General features: G+C 52.2%; 26 protein-coding genes. 13 read left to right on the top strand and 13 right to left on the bottom strand.

The window, feature by feature from the left end; translation table 11 throughout:
• The first annotated feature begins 50 nt into the window (after positions 1-50).
• The 4 genes from AB8516_RS07350 (at position 51) to AB8516_RS07335 (ending at position 6391) form a co-directional block, all read left to right on the top strand.
• Positions 51-4610, top strand: a complete 4560-nt coding sequence (locus AB8516_RS07350) for an RHS repeat-associated core domain-containing protein (protein ID WP_369159454.1) — start codon at positions 51-53, stop codon at positions 4608-4610.
• A gap of 11 nt (positions 4611-4621) precedes the next feature.
• Positions 4622-4924, top strand: coding sequence for a hypothetical protein (locus AB8516_RS07345; protein WP_369159452.1), 303 nt, complete (start codon positions 4622-4624; stop codon positions 4922-4924).
• 182 nt (positions 4925-5106) lie between these two features.
• Positions 5107-5982 (top strand): RHS repeat-associated core domain-containing protein, encoded by an 876-nt coding sequence (locus AB8516_RS07340; protein WP_369159450.1) that lies wholly within the window; start codon positions 5107-5109, stop codon positions 5980-5982.
• A gap of 22 nt (positions 5983-6004) precedes the next feature.
• Positions 6005-6391 (top strand): hypothetical protein, encoded by a 387-nt coding sequence (locus tag AB8516_RS07335; RefSeq protein WP_369159448.1) that lies wholly within the window; start codon positions 6005-6007, stop codon positions 6389-6391.
• Here the strand turns inward: AB8516_RS07335 and AB8516_RS07330 are convergent.
• The gene (locus AB8516_RS07330; RefSeq protein WP_369159446.1) at positions 6359-6571 is read right to left on the bottom strand and encodes a hypothetical protein; all 213 of its coding nucleotides are present in this window, start codon (positions 6569-6571) and stop codon (positions 6359-6361) included. The genes AB8516_RS07335 and AB8516_RS07330 overlap by 33 nt on opposite strands.
• A gap of 66 nt (positions 6572-6637) precedes the next feature.
• Here AB8516_RS07330 and AB8516_RS07325 point away from each other — a divergent pair, with 66 nt between their 5' ends.
• From AB8516_RS07325 to AB8516_RS07300, 6 genes are all read left to right on the top strand, one after another.
• The gene (locus AB8516_RS07325) at positions 6638-8017 is read left to right on the top strand and encodes an RHS repeat-associated core domain-containing protein (protein ID WP_369159444.1); all 1380 of its coding nucleotides are present in this window, start codon (positions 6638-6640) and stop codon (positions 8015-8017) included.
• Positions 8014-8520 (top strand): hypothetical protein, encoded by a 507-nt coding sequence (locus tag AB8516_RS07320; RefSeq protein ID WP_369159443.1) that lies wholly within the window; start codon positions 8014-8016, stop codon positions 8518-8520. Before AB8516_RS07325 ends, AB8516_RS07320 begins: the two co-directional genes overlap by 4 nt.
• A 76-nt stretch (positions 8521-8596) precedes the next feature.
• Positions 8597-8827 carry a hypothetical protein gene (locus AB8516_RS07315; protein WP_369159441.1) on the top strand — a complete coding sequence of 77 codons (231 nt, stop codon included), beginning with the start codon at positions 8597-8599 and terminating at the stop codon, positions 8825-8827.
• A 13-nt stretch (positions 8828-8840) separates the two neighbouring features.
• On the top strand, positions 8841-9125 hold the full coding sequence (locus tag AB8516_RS07310) for a hypothetical protein (protein WP_369159439.1): 285 nt from the start codon (positions 8841-8843) through the stop codon (positions 9123-9125).
• Positions 9126-9265: 140 nt separating this feature from the next.
• On the top strand, positions 9266-9613 hold the full coding sequence (locus AB8516_RS07305; RefSeq protein WP_369159437.1) for a hypothetical protein: 348 nt from the start codon (positions 9266-9268) through the stop codon (positions 9611-9613).
• Positions 9614-9622: 9 nt separating this feature from the next.
• Positions 9623-9793, top strand: coding sequence for a hypothetical protein (locus tag AB8516_RS07300; RefSeq protein WP_369159435.1), 171 nt, complete (start codon positions 9623-9625; stop codon positions 9791-9793).
• A gap of 21 nt (positions 9794-9814) precedes the next feature.
• Here the strand turns inward: AB8516_RS07300 and AB8516_RS07295 are convergent, their stop codons facing one another.
• Genes AB8516_RS07295 through AB8516_RS07265 form a run of 7 tightly spaced genes read right to left on the bottom strand, consistent with a single transcriptional unit; the run spans position 9815 to position 16386 of the window.
• Positions 9815-10180 (bottom strand): carboxypeptidase-like regulatory domain-containing protein, encoded by a 366-nt coding sequence (locus tag AB8516_RS07295; RefSeq protein WP_369159433.1) that lies wholly within the window; start codon positions 10178-10180, stop codon positions 9815-9817.
• 5 nt (positions 10181-10185) lie between these two features.
• Complete coding sequence (locus tag AB8516_RS07290) at positions 10186-10989, bottom strand: multiheme c-type cytochrome (protein WP_369159431.1); 804 nt, start codon at positions 10987-10989, stop codon at positions 10186-10188.
• The gene (locus AB8516_RS07285) at positions 10989-12359 is read right to left on the bottom strand and encodes a multiheme c-type cytochrome (RefSeq protein ID WP_369159429.1); all 1371 of its coding nucleotides are present in this window, start codon (positions 12357-12359) and stop codon (positions 10989-10991) included. The genes AB8516_RS07290 and AB8516_RS07285 overlap by 1 nt, the downstream gene beginning before the upstream one ends.
• The gene (locus tag AB8516_RS07280; RefSeq protein ID WP_369159427.1) at positions 12311-12838 is read right to left on the bottom strand and encodes a hypothetical protein; all 528 of its coding nucleotides are present in this window, start codon (positions 12836-12838) and stop codon (positions 12311-12313) included. Before AB8516_RS07280 ends, AB8516_RS07285 begins: the two co-directional genes overlap by 49 nt.
• Positions 12835-15159, bottom strand: coding sequence for an FAD-dependent oxidoreductase (locus AB8516_RS07275; RefSeq protein ID WP_369159425.1), 2325 nt, complete (start codon positions 15157-15159; stop codon positions 12835-12837). Before AB8516_RS07275 ends, AB8516_RS07280 begins: the two co-directional genes overlap by 4 nt.
• A 35-nt stretch (positions 15160-15194) precedes the next feature.
• Positions 15195-15539 (bottom strand): DsrE/DsrF/TusD sulfur relay family protein, encoded by a 345-nt coding sequence (locus tag AB8516_RS07270; protein ID WP_369159423.1) that lies wholly within the window; start codon positions 15537-15539, stop codon positions 15195-15197.
• Positions 15540-15543: 4 nt separating this feature from the next.
• Entirely contained in the window at positions 15544-16386 is an 843-nt protein-coding gene (locus tag AB8516_RS07265; protein WP_369159421.1) for a sterol desaturase family protein, read from the bottom strand.
• 94 nt (positions 16387-16480) lie between these two features.
• Here AB8516_RS07265 and AB8516_RS07260 point away from each other — a divergent pair, with 94 nt between their 5' ends.
• A complete protein-coding gene (locus AB8516_RS07260; RefSeq protein WP_369159419.1) occupies positions 16481-17140 on the top strand; it encodes an ArsR/SmtB family transcription factor in 660 nt (219 codons plus the stop codon).
• An 18-nt stretch (positions 17141-17158) separates the two neighbouring features.
• On the opposite strand, the gene AB8516_RS07255 is transcribed toward AB8516_RS07260, so the two are convergent.
• A complete protein-coding gene (locus AB8516_RS07255; protein ID WP_369159417.1) occupies positions 17159-17734 on the bottom strand; it encodes a hypothetical protein in 576 nt (191 codons plus the stop codon).
• Positions 17735-18169: 435 nt separating this feature from the next.
• Here AB8516_RS07255 and AB8516_RS07250 point away from each other — a divergent pair, with 435 nt between their 5' ends.
• The gene (locus AB8516_RS07250) at positions 18170-19150 is read left to right on the top strand and encodes a quinone oxidoreductase (RefSeq protein ID WP_369159415.1); all 981 of its coding nucleotides are present in this window, start codon (positions 18170-18172) and stop codon (positions 19148-19150) included.
• A gap of 55 nt (positions 19151-19205) precedes the next feature.
• A complete protein-coding gene (locus tag AB8516_RS07245; protein ID WP_369159413.1) occupies positions 19206-20387 on the top strand; it encodes a C-GCAxxG-C-C family (seleno)protein in 1182 nt (393 codons plus the stop codon).
• A gap of 187 nt (positions 20388-20574) precedes the next feature.
• On the opposite strand, the gene AB8516_RS07240 is transcribed toward AB8516_RS07245, so the two are convergent.
• The 4 genes from AB8516_RS07240 to AB8516_RS07225 form a co-directional block, all read right to left on the bottom strand.
• A complete protein-coding gene (locus AB8516_RS07240; protein ID WP_108295239.1) occupies positions 20575-20790 on the bottom strand; it encodes a hypothetical protein in 216 nt (71 codons plus the stop codon).
• A 29-nt stretch (positions 20791-20819) separates the two neighbouring features.
• Positions 20820-21611, bottom strand: a complete 792-nt coding sequence (locus AB8516_RS07235; protein WP_108295240.1) for a glutathione S-transferase family protein — start codon at positions 21609-21611, stop codon at positions 20820-20822.
• Between the two features lie 27 nt (positions 21612-21638).
• Positions 21639-22307, bottom strand: coding sequence for a glutathione S-transferase family protein (locus AB8516_RS07230; protein WP_369163240.1), 669 nt, complete (start codon positions 22305-22307; stop codon positions 21639-21641).
• Between the two features lie 141 nt (positions 22308-22448).
• Positions 22449-22649 (bottom strand): hypothetical protein, encoded by a 201-nt coding sequence (locus AB8516_RS07225; protein WP_108295242.1) that lies wholly within the window; start codon positions 22647-22649, stop codon positions 22449-22451.
• Positions 22650-22722: the final 73 nt, after the last annotated feature.

Here is a 22722-nt window from a genome sequence, read left to right as displayed (position 1 = left end):
ATCTTATAAGTCTGTTGATATAAGCAAGGACAAGGAATATGAATAGGGATATGCAAAATCGATCGAATAGCTTACGCAGGATAACTACTGCGCATCTTGTCTTGATCGTCTTTTCGCTTCTGTTTAACACATCAGCAACGGCAGAGTATCTCTGTAACTATGAAGACGTTACAGCCGATCCCACCGATACCTATTTGGCGTGTTTTTGGGGCTGTCGGGCAGATCTCGTAAACAATATGGCTTGTACCGCACCCCACCAAGCGAACTGGTGTGCCCAATATTGTGCGGACGCAGAGGAAGATGTCTGTGAAGGCAATCCCATTCAGCTATCAAGCGGCGCCAAACTGCATGCAGAGACAGACTACAAGGGTTTGGGTGAATTTCCCCTGATGATGAGACGCTACTACAGCTCTGCCTGGACCATGCCCGACGGCAATTGGGGTGAAAAGTGGCTGGGAACCGATTTTTCCAAGATGGTCAGTGTCCATGCCGATGCCGTAGGCGATATCTATACTGTAGTACGCCCCGACGGCAGCTATATCAAATTCACCTGGATATCCGGTGGCGGCGGCACGACCCGGCCGTTGAAACCCGACACGAAAGAGACCCTGACCCTTTATAACTTCGAAGGTGGCTATATCTGGGTATTGAGACTTCCTGATGGCACCCACGAGATCTACGATTTCGATCTGCAAACTTTTACAGACACACAGCGGTTTACCTCAAAGCTATTGTGGAAGAAGTGGCGCGGTGGTCTACGCCACACCTATGCCTATAATAGTGAAGACCGTCTGCAGACCATTACACACACCAATGGCCAGCAACTACAGTTTTACTACAATACCGATGGCAGGATAGATCATGTAGTAACTCCAGATAATCAAACCTACGGCTACGCCTATGATACTGTCGGCAATCTGATCACCGTCACCTATCCGGGAACAGCGTCCGATGCACCGAATGACACAGCGACAAAGCACTACCTCTATGAGGATGTACGCCATCCACATCACCTTACCGGTATTCTCGACGAAGGGGGAGAGCGATTCGCCAACTACGCTTACGATGACGAAGGACGTACCGTACTAAGCGAGCATGGTCAGGGCGGCGAACGTGTCGAGGTGCTTGGGTATGGCAACCGGGTGCGCACACGCAATGCCCTGGGTAAAGAGACTGTCTACAACTTCAGTACAAGCGGCAGCGATGCAGGTGCTATGCGGCAGCTGCTTAGCGTCGACGGCGAGGTGAGTGCCGGTTGTGTGGCGTCTAACAGCAGCTACAGCTACGACAGCAATGGATTCAAAGACCTCATCAAGGATGAGAATGACTACTACGTCGATCTCGATTATGACAATCTTGGCCAACTCATCCGGCGTACCGAACCGTTGCGGATGGTTGGAGACAATTTGCAGTCCCTAGACGAAACTCGTGTCGTCGAATTCGATTGGTTGGCTGCGCCTGCGCTCAATCTCCTCGCTGAAAAGCGCGAACCCGGTAAAACGACCAGCTACAGCTACCAAAACGACCGCCTCGTCAGTCGTACGGAAACCGACACAACGGAGCAGACAGCACCCTACAGCACGAATGGCAGCAGCCGTACCTGGAGCTACAGCTATACCTTTCACGATGCTGATCAACGCCAAGTAGAAACCCTGACCGTCGACGGTCCCATACCAGGAGATCAGGACACCGCACAATATGCCTTCGATACCTTGGGCAATCTGACAAGCCACACCAACCCCCTGGCTCATGTGGTGAATTACAGCGACCACACGCCCAAGGGGCATCCAGGTCGTGTGATCGATGCCAATAGTTTGGTCACTGAGATGAATTACAATGACCTGGGGCTATTGATCGAAACACGCACCCTTTCCCAGCAAGGCGTAGCCTCCACCCGTTATGCCTACTACCCCAATCGTCTGATCAGCCGGGTTACCCTGCCGGACGATAGCTACCTCTCATTTGAATACAACGCCGCCCGCCATCTTACGGCGATCGTTAATAATCAGGGTGAACGCATCGAATATACCCCGAGCCTTTTGAATGGTGATTGGATATCGCAGGCTGTCCGTTCCGGAGATGGAACGATCACTCAAACCAAACAGCGGGTCTTCGACGAACTGGGTCGGGTCATCCGCCTGTTGGGTGCCGATACCCAGCAGACCGATTACCAATACGATCCGGCCGGTAATCGTATAGCGGAGACTGAACAGGGCGATGTATCCCAGGCAGATACCTTGCTAAGCCACGACGGACTCAAACGCCTCACCACCCTAACCGATCCTCTGCAGCACCTGATCCAGTACGAATATGATGGACAGGGCAATGTCAGCTCAGTTACTGATCAGCGGTCCAACACCACCAGTTATGTCTATGATGGTTTTGGCAACCTGATCCAGCAAGCCAGTCCGGACAGTGGCATCACGGTTTACTATTACGACGAGGCAGGCAACCGTATACGCCAGATAGATGCAAGGGGTGTGGAAGCACAATATGAGTATGATCTCCTGAACCGACTCACCGCCTTAAGCTATCCGGCCGATCAGGAGCAAAATGTTACCTTCACCTATGACCAGGGAAGCAATGGCCTGGGGCGTCTGACCACTATCGAAGATCCCAGCGGTGTCACCAACCTGGGCTATGATGACCGTGGGAACCTTGTGACACACTCCCATACCCGATCAGGAGAGACCCTGAGCTTGGCGTATGCTTACGACCTGGCCAACAACCTGGTCCAACAGACCTATCCCAGTGGTCGCCTAGTCAACTACACCCGGGATCCGCAAGGACGCATCGCCGCCATTACCACTCAGACCGGTGCCGGTGCTCCACTGCAAGAGGTCGTCAGCGGCGTAAGTTACCAGCCGTATGGCCCTCTGGCCGGCCTCAACTATGGTAACGGGCTTACACTCGCCATCGACTACGATCTAGACGGCCGTATAAGCGCCATGGAAACCCACGACGGCATCCTGCTTCAGTCGCAATTCGGCTACGACTACAACCGGGTCAACGACATCACCGGCATCCTCGATCAGGTCACCCAGGAGAACCAGGGCTTCGATTACGATCTACTACACCGGCTTACCCAGGCAAATGGCCGCTATGGCACCGAGGACTACGACTACGACCTGGTTCACAACCGTACCCTCTGGCAGCAAGACTCGGGGACCACACACTACCTCTATGCAACAGACAGCAACCGCTTAACCGAGATCGATGGCAGCCCCATCGGTCATGACGAAGTGGGCAATCTGATCTCGCAGGGCTACAAAACCTTCAACTATGCCAGCAATGGCCGCCTGAGCGAGGTCAAGACCAGCGGCGCCCCCCTGGGGAGTTACCATTACGATGCCCTAGGTCAACGGCGGGAAAAGACCCTGGGCACCGGCCCACAAACCCGCTTTGTCTACGACTGGCAGGGTCGCCTGGTAAGCGAGATCCGCGACGGCAGTGTCACAGAATACCTCTACCTGGCGCAGCAGCCGATAGCGGTCATCACCGGCGGATTTCTCGGCACAGACGGCGATAAGGACAACGACGGCATCGCCGACAGCGTAGATAATTGTAGCCTGCTGGCGAATCCGGACCAGGTGGATACCGATGGTGACGGCTACGGAAACCGCTGCGATACGGATCTCAACAATGATGGTGTCGTTGACAATACCGATCTGGCACTTTTTGCCCAAGCCTACAACACCCGGGCCGTAGGTGGCCGGCCGAACGGCCGGCAGTACAACCCGATGATGGACTTCAACAATGACCGGGCTGTCAATCCTTTGGACTTATGGATATTTAAGGTCTGGTTTTTCAGCAGTGAAGGTCCCGGTCCCGGAACGATAGACCAGACCGACGATCCGCAACTGGCCTATATTCACTTCGAGCACCGGGGTGCGCCAATTGCGGTGAGTGATGAAGTTGGCGAGGTGGTATGGCAGGCCCATTATCAGCCGTTTGGAGAGATAGAAGAGCTGACGGATGTGGATGGCAATGGGGAGGTCTTTGCCTTCAATCTGCGCTATCCTGGGCAGTATCATGATCGGGAGTCGGGGTACTACTACAACTACTTCCGAGATTACGATCCAATCACGGGAAGATATTTGCAATCTGATCCCATAGGATTAGCAGGCGGGTTCAATACTTATGCATATGTTGGAGGGAACCCTCTATTTTATTATGATTCTGATGGGTTAAATCCACGCAGATGGTTTCTTACAGGGAGATATGGTTTCTATCGATTTGTTAAAGAACCTATTAGATATGTAAAGGATGTATGGAAGTCATGTAAAAGGACATTTTCAAAAGATAATAAGGATGAACCATATTCTCCAGATAGAGACTTACCTAAAGATGAGTATGGTCACAAACTGCCAGAAAGTGATTATCCTCATACTCAATTGGGTAGAAATACAAGCAGGTCAGGTGAAAGGTATCGGCAAACTCGCGAATGGGGTGCTAAAGGAGATAGAGGGTACGATGGGATGACACCAAAAAGGGACGTGGACTGGACAAACCATAATAGACCAAGTACACACCCAAATAATCCCCATCAACATCCATATAATCCTTCTACAGGTGCAAGGTACAAGGGGGGAGATATTCCTTTCCCTTAATGGATAAAAAAATGAAAAGTATCACTGAGTGGCTATTAAAAGAAGATGAATATATGACAGCCGAGGAACTTGGGTGGTATCGACTAAATAATAATCCCCCAGAGGTAAGGCTATGCATTTCGTCTAATAATGAAAGGTATGAAGTATATGTGCTTGTATATGGAGTTGAATGCGCCATCATTTATGATGATATAGAAGGTCAATTTGCAATTGGAAAAATCAACAGCGATGGCAATATAATCTATGATGGTACATATGAAACTCTGGCTGAGTGCATAAGGAGATTTCCAGATTACATAGATCAAATAAAGTAAGCTCTCTATAAGTAAATATAATAGTGCATACTTTCGAATTTAGCCCAAGTGGACAGTGACGGGACGGCTATGGCAACCATTGCGATGCAGATCTGAACAACGACGGCGTGGTCAAAACTGCCGACCTGGCGTTCTATGGTGTGGCACACCGTAGCCGCCAGGGTGACAGTTGCTATGATTCGATGATGGACTTCAACAACGATCTGGCCATCAACACGATGGATCTGTGGATCTTCAAGATCTGGTACTTCAGCAGCGAAGGTCCCGGTCCCGGAGCGATAGACCAGACCGACGATCCGCAACTGGCCTATATTCATTTCGAGCACCGGGGTGCGCCAATTGCGGTGAGTGATGAAGCTGGCGAGATGATGTGGCAGGCCTATTATCAGCCGTTTGGAGAGGTAGAAGAACTGACGGATGTGGATGGTGATGGGGAAGCCTTTGCATTGAATCTGCGTTACCCGGGGCAGTATCATGATCGGGAGTCGGGGTATTATTACAATGTTTTCCGATACTACGACCCATTAACTGGTAGATATATAACCTCTGATCCAATTGGGCTTGAAGGTGGCCTGAATAGTTACCTCTATGCGGGTAGTAACCCGCTGCTCTACACGGACCCTGATGGACGAATATCAATGTTGGGAATGCTTGCGCATCCTATGGTTTGGGGGCCGCCAGCATTAATGACAGCGTATTGGATGTATACTTATCCTGGAGCTGTTCAAAGTCTTTTAGATGCTTGGCATAATGAGAGTGCTGATGGTGAAGCAGATGATTGTCCCGATTCTGGAAGGGAAGATGACTCTTTTGACACTGATAACCCCGATACATCTAACCCATTTAGAGGTGAGCCTGGTGATGTGAGTCAAAGCAATAATAGTAAGGGAAATAAAGGTCAAGAGAGACTATATGGAGAAGATGGATATCCTGATTTTGATATTGATTATGATCATTCTCATGGCGATTCTGGAATGCCGCATGGTCATCAATGGGATCGTCCTTCTGATGGTGGTCCTCCCACTAATAGTAATAGAGGCCCAGGCTTACCTTTATAGCTAATCCAAGGTAGAACAGTTTGTGAGTAATATAGATAAATTTTCATTTCATGATTCTCAGTTGACAATGATTGAGCTGGGAGAAAGAAAAGCGATATTGAGCTTCAAGTTGGTTGATGGTGCGTGTATTGGTGTTAAATTGCTGGGACTATCTAGAATGCTCTGTAATAACCTAAAAGAAGGTAATACTGTTCTTGAAGTATCTATAGTTCGTGAGTCAAAGTACCGCGAATCGCTATTGTATAAACTTTTTGATCTTTCTGATAATGAAAAAATAAGTAATCCCGATTACGTGAGAAAGATAAAGAAAAAATTGGAAGATCAAGAATTAATTATCCTCCTTGTAGCGCCATCATATGGTTGTGAGTTAATAGCACTATGCGAAGAAGCACAAGTATACATAAAATAACGTGATGGCATCCTGCTTCAGTCGCAGTTCAGTTACGACTACAACCGGGTCAACGACATCACCGGCATCCTCGATCAGGTCACCCAGGAGAGCCAGGGCTTCGATTACGATCTGCTGCACCGGCTTACCCAGGCAAATGGCCGCTATGGCACTGAGGACTACGACTACGACCCGGTTCACAACCGTATCACCTGGCAGCAAGAGTCAGGAATCACAAACTACGTCTATGCAACAGACAGCAACCGGTTGGCCGAGATCGATGGCAGTCCCATCGGTCATGACGAAGTGGGCAATCTGATCTCGCAGGGCTATAAAACCTTCGCCTACGCCGGCAATGGCCGCCTGAGCGAGGTAAAAACCAGTGGTGCCTCCCTGGGGAGCTACCGCTACGACGCCCTCGGCCAGCGCCGGGAAAAGACCCTGGGCACCGGTTCACAAACCCGCTTTGTCTACGACTGGCAGGGTCGCCTGGTAAGCGAGATCCGCGACGGCAGTGTCACGGAATACCTCTATCTGGAGCAGCAGCCGATTGCGGCCGTCACCGGCGGATTTCTCGGCACAGACGGCGATAAGGACAACGACGGCGTCGCCGACAGCGAAGACAACTGCAGCCTGTTGGCGAATCCGGATCAGGTGGATACCGATGGTGACGGCTACGGAAACCGCTGTGATACGGATCTCAACAATGATGGTGTCGTTGACAATACCGATCTGGCACTTTTTGCCCAAACCTACAACACCCGGGCCGTAGGTGGCCGTCCGAACGGCCGGCAGTACAACCCGATGATGGACTTCAACAATGACCGGGCTGTCAATCCTTTGGACTTATGGATCTTCAAGGTCTGGTTTTTCAGCAGTGAAGGTCCCGGTCCCGGGGCGATAGACCAGACCGATGATCCGCAACTGGCCTATATTCATTTCGAGCATCGGGGTGCACCAACAGCGGTGAGTAATGAAGCTGGCGGGATGATATGGCAGGCCCATTTTCAGCCGTTTGGAGAGGTGGAAGAACTGACGGATGTGGATGGTGATGGAGAGGTCTATACCTTCAACCTGCGTTACCCGGGTCAGTATCATGATCGGGAGTCGGGATATTATTACAACTACTTTAGGGATTATGACCCAGCCACTGGTAGGTATGTTCAAAGTGATCCTGTCGGGCTCGATGGAGGATTAAATACGTACAGCTATGTTGGTAATAACCCATTGACTCGTATTGATCCGGCTGGTCTTGATTGGATTTATTCACAATCTACAGGTAATTTATCTTACCAGCCACTTACTAACCAGGGTGGTGGCCCACCCGCACCTGTAGCATCAGGTGGTTATTCTGGAAATGGTGCTGGGTACAACAACCCGAGTATGCAGAATGTACCTAATGTTGGCCCTATTCCCCAAGGTAGCTGGACTATCGGTACACCATACAATTCACCGAATGTCGGTCCTTCAGCAATTCCACTTACTCCTAATCCTGGGACTAATGATTATGGTAGGACCGATTTTAGAATTCATGGTGATAACTCGTGTATGTGTGCTAGCGCTTCAGAAGGGTGTGTTATTTTCAACCGCCATGTGAGAAATCAAATTATCAATAGCGGTGATCCGAATTTTATAGTGGTGCCATGATGAATAAATTTAAAGGCGTTGCTTTCTTTATGATTGCTCTTGTGTCCGCTTGTGCTTTACATCCTGATGAGTCTATTGCGGAAGTGAGTTTGTTTAAGAAAAGCGGAGTTTTGAAAAGTGACACGAAGGTTAACGTTCTAGTTGATGTGTCGGAATATAGGGCCGGTGATTCTATATATTCCCTTCCACTATGGTGGGGATCTGAGTTGTCTCCACCAAAGACATTCATTAAAAGCCTAACTGTCCAGTTTGGCGATAATAAAAGTTGGGTTCGGTTTTCTGCTTATTCTGATTTGGTAAATATAAATAGTGTTGACCTTAATGTTGTGGATGAGGGGTTTAATATAACTATTGATGGTGGGCAAACAGCGACACATTACAAAGCCATTATTTATTTTGACAGCGAAGGGTTTCTTCTTGGTAGGAAGGTTTATAGTCCATCATTTCCTGATGAGGTGTGGGAGGAAACCAAGTATTCTTTTATACGCCGACAGGATATGTAGGCCGTACGTTGGACTAAAGTATGAAACTGGGGAAAACAGGGATATCCGTAAAAATATATTGGAGAACCCGGCCTAAGTGAAGAGTGATGGGGAAGGCTATGGCAGCTGTTTTGATGCGGATCTGAACAACCACGGTGTGGTCGACACTGCCGACCTGGTGCTCTATGGCGTGGTACACCGCAGCCGCCAGGGTAACGAGCGTTATGACCCGATGATGGACTACAACAACGATCTGGCCATCAACACGATGGACCTGTGGATAATCAAGATCTGGTACTTCAAAGGATCATTGGTTCTATCAACTTAGGCCAGAATAATGTATGAAGTTTATTAGAAATACTCATGCAGTTAGCTTTATATTTGCTTACATTGGTAGCTTAGTTTCTGTCTTAGGGATTTTTCTTTTAACTATGTTTGTGCATTATCAGCACTTGGACTCAGTATATTTAAAATATGCAAGTATACGTATCCTGATTATTTCAGTTGTACCAGGCATTCTGGGAGCTATGATGTACAAACGTAGTAAAATAACTCAGTTTTTAATTGGTATGGTAATAGGACCAATTATTGGGGTTATACATATCTTGATCTTTATAGGATTGTAAATCTGGACGCCCGATAAATATATATACCCAACGGTATCTTAATTCAGTCGCAGTTCAGTTACGACTACAACCGGGTAAACGACATTACCGGCATCCTCGATCAGGTCACCCAGGAGGATCAGAGCTTCGATTACGATCTGTTGCACCGGCTCACCCAGGCGAACGGGCGTTACGGCACGGAGTGTTACGACTACGACCCGGTTCACAACCGGACGCTCTGGCAACAGGGCTCCGACGTCACAAACTACCTCTATGCGATAGACAGTAACCGCTTGGCCGAGATCGACGGCAGTCCCATCGGCCATGATGAAGCGGGAAACCTGATCTCGCAGGGCTACAAAACCTTCAGCTATGCCAGCAATGGCCGCCTGAGCGAGGTCAAGACCAGCGGTATCACCCTGGGCCAGTACCGCTATGATATCCTCGGTCAGCGGTGGGAAAAGATTCTGGGCACCGTTCCGCAGACCCGCTTCGTCTATGGCTGGTAGGGCCGGCTGGTGAGTGAGATCCGTGATGGTAGTGTTACGGAGTATCTCTTTCTGAAACAACAGCCGATTGCAGTCGTCACCGGTGGATTCATCGGCCTGGTGGGCGATCGGGGCATTGACAACGACCGCTGTGGAAGTTTCTTCTGCATAGAGAAAATTGTGCTAATAGCCGGTATTTGATAATGAATGTCCAATTACATTTCATTCACAATCATCGGCAGATGGTGCAGACTCCTCGGAAAATGCAGCCGGTTCAAGTCTTATCTCTATTGAAGTATTGTCTTGTTGTACAGTGATGTCCCTATTCCACACAGTAGCGTAGTCAAATTTAAATGCACCAACATCATAGATTCCCGGTTCCACAGTGAACTGAAACACACCGTTCTTGTCGGTATAATCCCGATTTACAATAACCCCGCTATCAGTTTTCACCAGCATCACTTCAACATCCGGCAACGCGGTCGATTCCTCGAGTACATACCCCGATAGCGTGGTGGCAAGGATCGAGTTATGCCAGCCTATAATTAAAACCAGAGTTATGATCCTCCGGTAACTGTGTCTTGGCATCAGATTTACTCCTCAGCTATGGTCGATAATAGATGCTGTTGATGGATCCGCAACAGATTGTCGCGAATGCGAATAAGGTCGCCATCCAGCGCCGGTTGACCGTGCCACCATTGGTAATCCGGTGACTGATGTCCTACCCCATAGAGGACATTTTTACGGTGTCGGATCAGATTCTGCCGCAGTGCCCGTAGTATATCGCTCTGATCTTCAGCGGCAGTGGTGATCAATCGCTCTCCCTCGCTAACCTTGAGGTCTGCAATCTCCAACTGACGCTCTCCATTGGCTAACTGCTCGCGTACATAGCGTGGACCATGGCAGCCGGAACATATCCACTGACGCATTTCGGGTCCGCGCTCCTGTGCCATCGTGTCTTGATGGCTGGCATCATGAAAATGGCAGTAGCTACAGCCCGGTGAACGGTAGTTACCGCGCTGCAAAGGTTGTCGCCAGCCATGCTCTGTCTCCTCAAGATGGTTGATGACACCATGTTTGGATGTGGTATAGCTGTGGCCGACGGCACCTTCGTGACAGCCCTTGCAGGTATGATCACTCCTTGCCATGATGTTCGAATCCTCATGCTGATCACCATGGCAGCTAATACATCCGACGTCATGGGTTATTGTATGAGACCCTGACTGCCACTGCTTGATCAGCTCCGGATTCCGTTCGGTGTGACAGGCGATGCATTCACTATCGATGAACGGGCCGTTGTCAACCTGTGTTTCCGATAATAGGGGAGTCAGCCATAGAGTGAGCATGAACATTATGCATATGCCGACTTTTGCTCGCATGGTCTCTATGCTTTGCATCAGTTGTGTGTCCTGTTGAAGTCGGTGTACTCACCCTTCATCCAGAGGTCTGTCACCGCGGGATTGGCTATCACGCTCTGCTCGGTTTCCGAACGATGGCGCAATGTTTGCGCCTTGGTTTCGATGCGCTCCAGAGCGGCTGCCATTCGTCGGTGACCCTCATCGACGCCCTGCGGGTTTCCATGGGCCGCCGATTTGTAAGCACCCAGGTTGTCGAAGTACCACATTTCAAAGTAGTCGCGTTCAATGGCTGACACATTGTAGAAGGCCGATGCCTGACCTTCGAAAAATCCTATACGCTCCATACGCCAGATGCTGCCCATTGGGTAGTCGGGGCGTTCGTCGGCAGCGGGACGCAAAAGGTCACTGCTGCGCAGATCTTTGAGCACATCTTCAGCTCTATAGAGCTTGGCCCAGGCCGATTTGCGTTCCCGGTCCAGTTCACTCAACCATTGCGCGGCCTTTTTCGCTTCATGGCAGTCGCTGCATAGCTCAATCCACTGCTCGCGCAGCAGTTGGTTCTTGGATGTATGTGGATTGATTTCACGCAGGCCGAATTTCCACAACGATTTATGCGCCACCTGATGGCGTCCTTCATCCATATGGCAATAGGCGCAGGTCGGGGCTTTGTAGTTACCTTTGACAAGCTTTTTCGACCAGTCCCAATCCTTGCCCTCGGCGCGATAGATTTTGCCGTGGGCGGAGGCAAAGTAGCTCTCGTCGTCCGGGTGCGGCGGACCGGAGTGGCAGGTGATGCACGCCTCGGGGCGGCGTGCCTCGGCGGCGCTGAAACGGTGCCGGGTATGGCAGGAGTCGCACTTGGTGGCCACCGAGTGACACTGTACGCAGGATTGGACTTCGGCCTTCGGCTTATCGGCAAAATGGGGCGCATCCACTGCCCGTTCCATGGCCAGCACATGGCTGGGAAAACCATAGCGGGCTTCATCACGGAATTCGCCATGCTGCTTTTCGTGGCAGTTGCCGCATACGACAGGGGTGGGAAGGCGCAGTTGTTGATGGTTGCTGCCATGACAGTCGTTGCAGTAGACCGGTTCATCGATCCTGGCATGACGGCTGGCGCGCCAGTCGTTGACAATGCCGGGCGTGATTCCCTCGTGACACTGAATACAGAGGGTGGCCTCGAATACTCCTTCGACCGACTCGCTCGGTTGATAGAAGTTATCCGGGTCCCAATAGCCCTGAACACTGTCCGGCGACCAGTAGCGTGAGTAGAGACCGGATCCGTTGCCTCCCTTGCTCCAAATGACATAAGCGGCACTCACCGATAGGGTAAGTACGGCAACAACCGAGAGCGTCGCTGCTAGCGTTCGATAACCCATGGTCGATGATCGCTGAGGTCTTTTCGCCACCAGCGTACCAGGCCGAGCCCGACCAGCAGCAGCAAGGGGATCAGGGCCTGAAGGCGTTTCAGGAATGACGGGCCGTCTACCTTATTTCTGCCGGATCTATGGCTGATGCCTGAATCCCCGGCGTGGCGTTGCAGATAGGCCACTAAGGTTGCCCGCGCCTGCGGCTGCATGGTCTCCACCCTGCCCATAACACCGCCAAAACGATGCGCGACATCCATCAAGGTAAACATTTTTGTTGTCACGTCATGCCATTCCGCAAGGCTATGACGGTCAGGTCCCGGCAGGTTGTGGCATTGGGTACAGTAGCGATCGAGCAGCTCTGCGCCGGGAGAATGGGCCTCGGGCAGGTGTTCGGCGGTCAGGCCGGGTGGCAGCTTATCTTTATAGACTTCGCACAGGTCGATCTCTGCCCAGGTATGGCCGGCGGCAACCGGGATTGGCATGAACAGGATCAGCAACAGGGTGGCCAGGTGCTTCATGCCCGCCTCCGCATGATTTCAAAGCCATTGATACCGGTCAGGATGTCTTCAGCCGCTTTGCGTCCTGCCGCCATGGCCATCACCGCCAGATCGGGTCCATGTGTATTATCCCCCCCCGCCCAGATGCTCGGGTGAGTGGTACGGCCCCGCTCATCCGCCCGGATCCGGCCATCCGATTCAGTGGCTATCCCGAACCCGCTCAGCCAGGAGGGCGGGGCGGCCTGCTGCCCCATGGCGAGAATGATACTGTCGGCACTAATGTGCGGGTTGCCCCGGAGGGTCTTGAAACGTACACCACACACCGCTCCACTGCCCGTGCATTCGAGCGGTGTGTGGTCGAAGTAGAATTCAACTCCCTCTTGCCGTGCCAGATCTGTCTCCAGGGGCGAGGCGCGCAGACGCTCCTCCGGACCCCGATAGGCAATGCTGACCTTTGCACCCAGGCGTATCGCTGAACGGGCGCAATCCATGGCGCTGTCACCGCCACCCAGTACCAGCACATGCTTGCCGCTCAATGACGCCCTGGTGCCACGGTTGGTCTCTTGCAGCCAGCCGATCGCCTGTTCGACACCCGGTAGATCCTTTCCGGGCAGATCAACCGAGCGGGATTTTTGTGCGCCGAGGCCGAGGAAGACGGCATCATGTTTCTCCAGCAGATCCGCCAGTATCTCACCGTCGATGGATGTGTTGAGGGAGAAACGGATACCGACCTGTTCAAGTATTGTCTGCCGGCGCTGCAATAGCCGCTTGTCCAGCTTGAACCTGGGTACGGCACTCTGCAGCAAACCGCCGATCTTGTCCGAGCGATCGTAGACGATGACCTCCATACCCGCGCGGTTGAGACGTTCCGCACAACTTAAACCCGCAGGACCGGCGCCGATGACGGCGGCACTGTGACCGTTGCGTTGGATCGGCTCGTGCATCCGCCAGCCCGCCTCCAGCGCCTGGTTGGCAACGCTTTTTTCAACCATTCCGATGTGCACGGCCCCTTCCAGACGCCTGCGGGTGCAGCCACTTTCACACAGCCGGTGTTGCGGACAGATGGTGCCGCACACCTCCGGCAGGGGAGAGGTCGCATGGACCAGCTCTGCGGCCTGCCGCCAATCCCCCCTGGCGGTTGCCGCCAACCAGTCGGGGATGAAGTTACCCAGTGGACAGGCGTTGCGGCAGCCGGGAACGCCACAATCCAGACAGCGGTCCGCCTGCAGCTGCAACGCTTGCTGGGAAAGGGGTTGCGCCACCTCTTGCCAGTCATGTTTCCGGTCTACGGGGGGGCGATAAACGATTTCCCCACGGGGTATTGACCCGTTTGGTTCGCGCTTGAGCAGATGGCTCGCATTCTGACGAAGCGCAGGGCGGAACAGATTGCGCACGTCTTGAATCGCCAGGGCATCGGTCGGGCAGGAGACGACACAACGGGCGCACCCCATGCAGTCCTCAAGACCGGTGACCTCACCGCTCGTCCTGCCTTGCTTCCATACCGGGATGCCCATGTCGCATGCCTGTTCGCAGCGCCGGCAGTCGATGCATTGTTGGGTGTCCATTTTTATGCTGTAAAAGCCGGCATGATTGAGTAGGCCGAATGTCGAGCCGTAGGGGCAGAGGTAACGGCAATAGAAGCGGTTGCCGGTAATGGGGATGATGAAAAACGAACCAAAATAGGTGATCCCCACCACCAGGGCGAAAAGTCCGACCAGGGTTGTGGTCCAGGTGTTGGGCGGGAATTGGGTGGCGACCAATACCCCCAGGTACCATATGAAGAAGAGCCATTTGGTATGGCGCAGGCGCCAGGCCCAGTCGCCCCGCAAGGTGAATCGACGAAAGGGAAAACCGACGGTCTCGCGAACAGCTACACAGGGACAGCCGAATCCACAAATTATCCTGCGTCCAAATAGCAACACCAGCAGCAGCGTAAGGAAGAAGGTGATGGTGCCCGGGGTGTGCAGGGCAGGGAAGACCGGTTGACTCCAGACATAGCCCACATAAGGTTCAAACACCGGTGTGAGCCACGGGATGAACCACCAGAACAGGGTTACAACGGTTACCAGAATGATCAGCCGTTTACGCGTATAGGGATTCTGTTCGGCGCGAATGCGCCAGACACCGAAAGCCAGGATAATCGCATATTCAGTATATCGATTGAGCCAGATCGGATTCTCGAACAGATAGAGCCAGGATTCGTTGAGCCAACCCAGGAAGGCGATCGTAAAACCCGCCATGGCGAGCGCCATGACCCAGCCACGATAGCGTCCCGGCAGAACAGACTGTTGCGTCGCCTGATTCGGTCTTGCCCGGTAGCTCAGAGGATGGGTTGTGTTCACACTGTCTCCAAGGAGAGGCATTTCTGCCGTGAAAACTAAAAGACAAGCACCTTATCCGCCGTCAACGTCTTTTCACCCAGTTCTTTCATGCTGCTGCGGCGGGCACCGGCCACGAGATCGTCATCGCCGACACCGCGAGCATCCATGCAGCTGGCGCAAAGCAGCACCTCGCCTTTACGGATGACCGAATTGAGCATCAGCTCCACGTTGTAAAAACCCTGGGGTACTTTCTGACCGCGGTTTGCACAAACCACGGCGTCGGCCAGAAGGAATAACGTGACTCTGGCCTCTTCCCTGCCAAGCGCCTTGGCCAGGCGCAGTCCGTTATAGCTGCGCTCGGTGCCGTACGGGGGATCGTTCAAAATGATGAGGATGTGCATGGAATCACCAGCGCCGGTTGATGGTGTATTCACCCAGCTCGCGCACAAACGGCAGCATCAGCATGCCCGGGAGCCTGTCCACCTGTTGCGGGTCGCGAAACTCGTTCAGGCCGATCTCCATCTCCACATGCCCTTCAGGGGGCTGGGCGACATAGGTGCCGAAAAGGCGATCCCACCAGGGCAGATTGAAGCCGAAATTGGAGTTGGCCATGGGGGCGTGAACCGAGTGATGAACCCGGTGCATGTCCGGGGTGACCACAAACAGCCGCAACACCCGGTCGATCCTTTCCGGGATCGAGATATTGCCGTGATTGAACATTGCGGTGGCATTGAGCAGAATCTCGAAAATCACCACCGCCACAAGCGGTGGACCAAGCAAAATAATGGTAGCCATCTTGATCAGCATGGAGAGGATAATCTCAATGGTATGGAAGCGTGCGCCGGTGGTGACGTCGTAGTCGAGGTCGGCATGGTGCACCCGATGCAGGCGCCAGAGCAGGGGAACGGCGTGGACCATGACATGTTGCAGGTAGATGACGAAATCCATCGCCACCACGGCGATGATGACCGAGAGCGGAAAAGGGATCGCAACGTAGTTGAGTAGTCCCCAGCCCTGTTTCTGGGCGAGGAGCGCCACGCCCACCGCGGCTGCCGGGAAGAGCAGGCGCAGAATCACTGTATTGAGCGCGACAAGCCCGAGATTGTTGATCCAGCGCGCCCCCTTGGAAACAGTGAGCTGACGGCGCGGCGAGTGGATCTCCCACAGAGCGATGATCGCAAACACGCCGAAAAAGAAAATCAGACGGATCGGGAGTTCGTTGCCGAGTACCCACTCATTCCAATTCATGATCAGCTATCCTCCAATGCCTTTTCTGCTATAATTTTTTATATTTCTATTATTCAATAGATCTCTTGAATAATTGAAGTCCATTGGAGCCAATATGTCAAGCACGCACTTCAAGCACGATCTGTTCAATGAATTTTCCCGGGTCGCAAAGGCGATGAGCAACGGTTACCGGCTGGAGCTGCTGGAGTTTCTGGCCCAGGGCGAACGCAGCGTGGATGCCCTGGCCCAGGTATCGGGGTTGACAGTGGCCAACACCTCGCAGCACCTGCAGCAACTGCGCCAGGCAGGCCTGGTGACTAACCGCAAGGAAGGGCACAAGGTTTTCTACCGATTGAGTGGCATGGATGTCTCATCCCTGCTCGCATCGTTGCGAGAAGTGGCGGAACGCCGATTGGCCGAGGTGGACCGTCTTGTGGATGACTATCTGAAGGTCAAGGACAGTCTGGAGCCCATACCCGCCAGCGAATTGCTTGAGCGCGCTAAACAGGGCCTGGTCACGGTATTGGATGTACGTCCCAGCGAGGAGTATGAATCGGGACATCTGCCGGGCGCCATAAACATCCCGCTTCATGAACTGGAGACGCATCTGGATAAACTGAATCCTGAGCGTGAAGTCGTGGCCTACTGCCGTGGCCCGCATTGTGTACTTGCCTTCGATGCCGTGGCCAAGCTGAGACAGAAGGGATTGACGGCTCACCGTCTGGAGGGTGGGCTGCCGGAGTGGATGTTAGAGGGATTGCCGGTGGAGAAGTGACACAAGCGTGCTGTTTGGCTACAGGGTAAACATCTTCTCGGGTTCAGATTTACCGTTTCTGTAGCTATCCAAACAACTGCACCCTTGATTGCAGGTTCTCTTTTCAATGGGTACTTCTAAACCACCCTCTTTCATGGCAAGCATCAAGGCACCGAATGCCATGCTGAAGTAGTCAATCCGGTACCTTTCTGTCTGTAGCCTTGGATCGTCGAGTACCACCCTGTTGAGATGACCGAGTATCGGCAGCTTTCCTCCGCAGTGGCGAAACACAATCATGTGATCAAGGCTCCCGTAATGAAAGCTGTCTTCCAGGTCATTCACCGAGACAAACCATTTTCTTTCGTGCGATGTGTTTGTATCCCATGTCGTGGGATTGCTTTTTGTCACCCAAACCTTTCCCGTATAGGTGTTTTTGATTATTTCGGTATCAAGCTCCAGCAGCACCGGGCCGTAGTTATGCACACTATTGGCCTGTTTATGCAGGTCTATGGAGTCGGTGAAAATATCGTTCCAGATACTATAGTTGTTGCTATTGTGGCTTGGTTTCGGTGATCTCTTTTGTGAGCTGAGTTTTTCAATGGTTTCACGTGACATCAAGCATCGATTTCTTAAGAAAAGACAGGCATTCTCAACACTGTTTGCATGCAGTATAGAAGAAACGCCTTTTTCCTTGAGAATCTCATAGATCCTTTTGGGTAGAATTTCCATTGCATCATTCCAGGCTAAAATTATCAGTTATGCGGCATCGCCAGATGCTGGGTCTGATTATCGAAATCTTATTTGCGACCTGTTACACAGCTGGCCTGCAGACGCCCTTCAAGAGCGCCCAGTATCATAGCCTGTCCCAATCCGGCGTGGATAGACACTCATCACAGGTTATATGCGTTATCTGATCGATTGGCTGGATTTGAAGGGGCACTGTTTTACTGACATGACTAATCCTTATGAGTGCTTAATATACAGTTGTATTTGCGATCCAGTTGGGGCTTTTGAGGCTCGCGGAGTGTATCCATCAAAAAGGGGATTCCAATGAACCATGCATTAATGGTCTATGAATATGGCGGTAGCGATACCTTGCAATGGCAGGAGGTTCAACTCGCCAAACCCGCTTCTGGTGAAGTGCGCATAAAACATAGCGCCGTCGGGCTCAACTTCATCGATGTCTATCATCGCACCGGTCTCTACCCCGCAGGGAAGCTTCCCTTTATTCCAGGACTCGAGGCGGCGGGCACCGTGGAGTCGGTAGGGGAGGGTGTTACGGAGTTTGCGCCGGGTGATCGGGTAGCCTATGCGGGCGGTCCCTTGGGTGCCTATGCGGAGTCTCGGAATTTTCCCGCTGAGCGATTGATCAAACTGCCTGAAGGTATCGGTGAGAGGCAGGCTGCGGCGATGATGCTCAAGGGCATGACGGCTGAGTACCTGATTCGGCGAACTTACCCGGTGCAGGCGGGAGAGACCATACTCGTCCATGCGGCTGCGGGCGGCGTGGGGCAACTACTCTGCCAATGGGCGCTGGCACTCGGTGCTGAAGTCATCGCTACCGTCGGCAGTGAGAAGAAAGCGGAAGTGGTGCGTAATCTTGGTTGCCACCACATCATCAACTACCGCAGCGAGGATATCGTGGACCGGGTCCGGGCAATTACTGACGGCGACGGTGTCCCGGTGGTCTACGACTCGGTGGGAAAGGATACCTTCCAGGCATCCCTCTCTGTGTTGGCGCCCCGCGGAACCCTGGTCTCTTTCGGTCAGGCATCCGGAAAGGTGCCGTCCTTCGATATCACCCAGCTGAGCGCCAAGGGTTCCCTCTACCTGACCCGCCCCACGCTCTTCGACTACACCAGGACCAGGGAGCAGCTGTTGCAGAGCTCAGGCGCGCTGTTCGATGCGATCCTGGGGGGAGAGATCAAGCTGGAGATTGCCCAGGAGTATCCACTCAGGGAGGCGGCGAGGGCTCACCAGGCTCTCGAGTCACGTATGACCAGGGGCAGCACGCTGCTTCTGCCTGACTGAGCGTAGAGACAGCAATACATCGTCCAGCTTGAGATTATTGCTGGATATGCCTCGCGTGATTGAAGCTCCGGACTTGACCTTGAGTGTGAACTGGTTCAGCGTTACCACTCTTTCCATTGCGATCAAGATGATGTCCGACAAACAATCAACACTAAAGCAGGTCTGTCAGGTGGCTGACAGGACCAAGGTTGCCGTCGAGCGCTTCTGTGATGGCTGTAACTGCTCCCAGGCGGTCTTGACCTCGTTTGCCGATCGTTACGATCTCGACGAGAGTCTGGCGATGCGTATCGCCTCCGGTCTCGGCGGCGGTGTAGGCCGCATGGGGGATGTTTGTGGTACCCTCACCGGCGCGGCGCTGGTGCTGGGTCTGGAGTTGGGGCCCAAGACACGGGAGGAGCCTGATGCCAAGGAGGCGACCTATGTGGCGACCCGACAGCTGCAGGAACGTTTTATCGAACGCCACGGCAGCAGCCGGTGCAAGCAGCTGCTGGAGAAGGATCTGAGTATCGCGGAGGAGTATCAGCAGGCAAAAGCACTGGATCTGTTTAAAACCCGCTGCCCCGATTATGTGGAGACGGTGGTGACCCTGCTTGACGATTTGCTCAACGAAAAGAAGACCAATATGAAACAGAAAATCCTAACCATGCTTGAACTGCAGGATGCCATGAACCGCAAGGTGAACAGCGACTGGCTGGATGCGGGCTATCCCTGGTACCGGGCAATCTGGACCGAGTGTGCCGAAATGCTCGACCACTATGGCTGGAAGTGGTGGAAACATCAGAAGCCCGACATGCAACAGGTCCACCTGGAGATCGTCGATATCTGGCACTTTGCCCTGAGTGACCTGATCCTGCATAACACCACCCTCGAGGAGGCCGCGGAACTGGCCATGAAGGGATTGGGTGAACCCTCTGAGGCGGTTGATTTCAGGACTTCCATCGAGCAGCTGGCGATGGCCAGCATTCAGACACAATCCGCTGACATCAGCCATTTCGCGGCTGTTATGCAGGCGGCCGAGCTGGGTTTCGACGAGCTCTTCAAGACCTACGTGGGTAAGAATGTGCTCAATTTTTTCCGCCAGGATCATGGCTATAAGGAGGGTAGCTATATCAAGATGTGGAATGGACGCGAAGACAACGAACACCTGGCGGAGATCCTGGCCAGGCTCGATGCGAACAGTGCGGATTTCAGCGACGAAATCTATCGCCAGTTGGAGCTCGCCTACCCGGCCGAGTGACCGTTAGCCTCCTCTGGCATCAGTATTTCGACAGGCCCTGCAGCGTTTGATGCTGTCCCTCGATAAGCAAGCTGTCGATATTGTCGCACACCTTCACCCACAGTATGCAAGCTGCTATAGAACAGGAGGTGATAAAAAAAGGCTGTATTTCTACAGCCTAGGGGGTTGCAATGAACAAGCCGTAGAATCAAAACAGATGATAGCGTGTGTTCTCCGTCATCAAGCTGTATTTCAACATTCGCAGGTCCAACTCAGGCATCTGAAGAGGATTTCCGTTTCTCTCCGATGAGCATGTCCAAGCTTCGACGGTTTCAAGCGGAACATCGAGCACTGTTGCGACATCTTTACAGCTCAGGTTTTTTTCCTGCATGATTTTGAAAAGATCTTGGTTGGTTGTGTTCATTCTGATACCCCGCCCTGGTTAGCTGAATACTAAAAGTCAGTGATAACCACATCGTTAATGTTCTTGGCTTGAATATCTTCCAGGCTCGGCAAGAGATCATAGGCTACAATATTCTGGCCTGAAAAGCTCTTGTGGCGCTTTATTCTCTCCAGCCATTGACTGAGGTTGTTGCGCTGACTGATGAGTGACTGTTCACCGCTTACGCACAACAGATGCACATATGCGGTCCAGTGTACGTCGGCATAGCTATAATCGCCAACGATAAATTCCTTGTTGGCAAGCTGTGAATCAAGTGCATTCAGTGGTGAAGCAAGGGCTTGGCGTGCCGTTTCAATGACTTCAGTGTCTGCTTGAATTGGTTTTTCATTCATGGCTTTCAACACCTTTTCATCCATGATGGCATTTACATGAGGGGCGACATTGCTGCGAGCTATATCGATCCAATAGTTCTGTTCCGCCAAAACCGCTGCATTTCTCGGTGGCAGGCGGTTCCCTAAGCCCCGACCTTCAATGAAACTGATAATGCCTAAATCACCGGCAACCTGGTAGTGAGCCTCCTTCAATGCAGGCATTATGCCCAGTGGAGAGATACTCAGATAATCCTCTGATTTATTGATATTTTGGGTGATATCCAGGATGCCACTCTCGATCTCAATACCCTTTTCAGCCGCGACTATAAGCGCTTTCAGAGTATCGGCATCACCGGGAAAGCCGAGTAGCTGCATAACGTACTGTGTCTTCTTCAGGTCGCCCGCCGTCCCATATCGACCTTCTGCATCCAGGCGTTGTGTTGCGCTGCCAAAAGCGAATAAATCTGTCATATAAATGTCCTCATGATTAAGGGTTGCTCAGGCCACAGACTTGAGGCGTTTTTCGCGTATTTCCTCAAGTGACGCTAAATGGCTGTAGGTCTGTTTTTTACTGACTTTACTGGTATGACCCTTAACCCTGTCATACCATTGTTTGATATTGGGTCGGTCGGATATTAAATCCTGATGGTCGGCTAATACGCAGAGATGGACTGCCGCCGTCCAGTGAATGTCTGCAAAAGAGTAGTCACCGGCAATGAATCGTCGACGATCCGAGAGTACGGTATCGAGGGTATCCATCGCCTCACCGATTACCGCTTTGGCGCTTTGCACATCATTTTCATTCGCTGATTCGGTATTGTTTTTCAGCCTAGAAGTAAGAACGGTTACGTTCGGATCAATGAATCTCTCGGCCACATCAACCCAGTAGTTTTGCTCACCGAGTATCGCTGCTTTTTTCGGATTGAGCGATCCACCTTCGCCGCGCACATCCATGTAGGCCAATATTGCTTGAATTCCACTGACTACATACCCGCCTTCTTTGAGGCAGGGGGCCTTTCCAAAAGGTGATAATCGACGATATTCCGGGCTTTCACATGCACCAGCCTCGATATCCAACAACTCGCAGTTCAGTCTAATATCCTTTTCTGCAGCCATGAGTAGGCATTTGTTGGTATTCGGATCTGCGGGATAGCCCCGAAGATGCATATCGGTAGATCCGGTTGTTTTTTTCTTGCTGAATAATTTCATTAGCGATACCTCTAATTTGTCTGTTTTGACCCCTCAGCCCGTGGAGATCTAAGCGTCCTACGCTTCAGATCTCACAACAGGCATATGGGTAAGTTGTGATTACTCCCAGCGGAAGGGCTCATCCTTCGCGATGGCAAAAAACATCCAAACATTGAATAGCAGGATCAAAATAAAACAGATTGAGGTGCCAAGCGCCCATAATGGATCGGTGTGGTGTTCTCCTACACCTAGCTTGACCAGGCCAAAGCCGCTGGCGGCAGTAAATAACAGTACGAAGAATAGTGCTTTATAGGTTGCCATATCAGTCTCCTCGAATAGTATCGATGGTGTACAGGAGGGATGCTGTTGACTGGCAGACTCTCCTGTAGCCTTG

The sequence above is a fragment of the Candidatus Thiodiazotropha sp. LNASS1 genome (assembly GCF_964212655.1).
In the GTDB taxonomy this organism is placed as follows: domain Bacteria; phylum Pseudomonadota; class Gammaproteobacteria; order Chromatiales; family Chromatiaceae; genus Thiodiazotropha.
This window is presented reverse-complemented; position numbering and strand designations above follow the sequence as displayed.

Bases quoted from the DNA above. Each gene is read 5' to 3' on its own strand.
- AB8516_RS07350 (WP_369159454.1), top strand. From the start codon at position 51: ATGCAAAATCGATCGAATAGCTTACGCAGGATAACTACTGCGCATCTT.
- AB8516_RS07345 (WP_369159452.1), top strand. From the start codon at position 4,622: ATGAAAAGTATCACTGAGTGGCTATTAAAAGAAGATGAATATATGACA.
- AB8516_RS07340 (WP_369159450.1), top strand. From the start codon at position 5,107: ATGATGGACTTCAACAACGATCTGGCCATCAACACGATGGATCTGTGG.
- AB8516_RS07320 (WP_369159443.1), top strand. From the start codon at position 8,014: ATGATGAATAAATTTAAAGGCGTTGCTTTCTTTATGATTGCTCTTGTG.
- AB8516_RS07310 (WP_369159439.1), top strand. From the start codon at position 8,841: ATGAAGTTTATTAGAAATACTCATGCAGTTAGCTTTATATTTGCTTAC.
- AB8516_RS07295 (WP_369159433.1), bottom strand. From the start codon at position 10,180: ATGCCAAGACACAGTTACCGGAGGATCATAACTCTGGTTTTAATTATA.
- AB8516_RS07290 (WP_369159431.1), bottom strand. From the start codon at position 10,989: ATGCAAAGCATAGAGACCATGCGAGCAAAAGTCGGCATATGCATAATG.
- AB8516_RS07280 (WP_369159427.1), bottom strand. From the start codon at position 12,838: ATGAAGCACCTGGCCACCCTGTTGCTGATCCTGTTCATGCCAATCCCG.
- AB8516_RS07270 (WP_369159423.1), bottom strand. From the start codon at position 15,539: ATGCACATCCTCATCATTTTGAACGATCCCCCGTACGGCACCGAGCGC.
- AB8516_RS07265 (WP_369159421.1), bottom strand. From the start codon at position 16,386: ATGAATTGGAATGAGTGGGTACTCGGCAACGAACTCCCGATCCGTCTG.
- AB8516_RS07260 (WP_369159419.1), top strand. From the start codon at position 16,481: ATGTCAAGCACGCACTTCAAGCACGATCTGTTCAATGAATTTTCCCGG.
- AB8516_RS07255 (WP_369159417.1), bottom strand. From the start codon at position 17,734: ATGTCACGTGAAACCATTGAAAAACTCAGCTCACAAAAGAGATCACCG.
- AB8516_RS07250 (WP_369159415.1), top strand. From the start codon at position 18,170: ATGAACCATGCATTAATGGTCTATGAATATGGCGGTAGCGATACCTTG.
- AB8516_RS07240 (WP_108295239.1), bottom strand. From the start codon at position 20,790: ATGAACACAACCAACCAAGATCTTTTCAAAATCATGCAGGAAAAAAAC.
- AB8516_RS07235 (WP_108295240.1), bottom strand. From the start codon at position 21,611: ATGACAGATTTATTCGCTTTTGGCAGCGCAACACAACGCCTGGATGCA.
- AB8516_RS07230 (WP_369163240.1), bottom strand. From the start codon at position 22,307: ATGCATCTTCGGGGCTATCCCGCAGATCCGAATACCAACAAATGCCTA.
- AB8516_RS07225 (WP_108295242.1), bottom strand. From the start codon at position 22,649: ATGGCAACCTATAAAGCACTATTCTTCGTACTGTTATTTACTGCCGCC.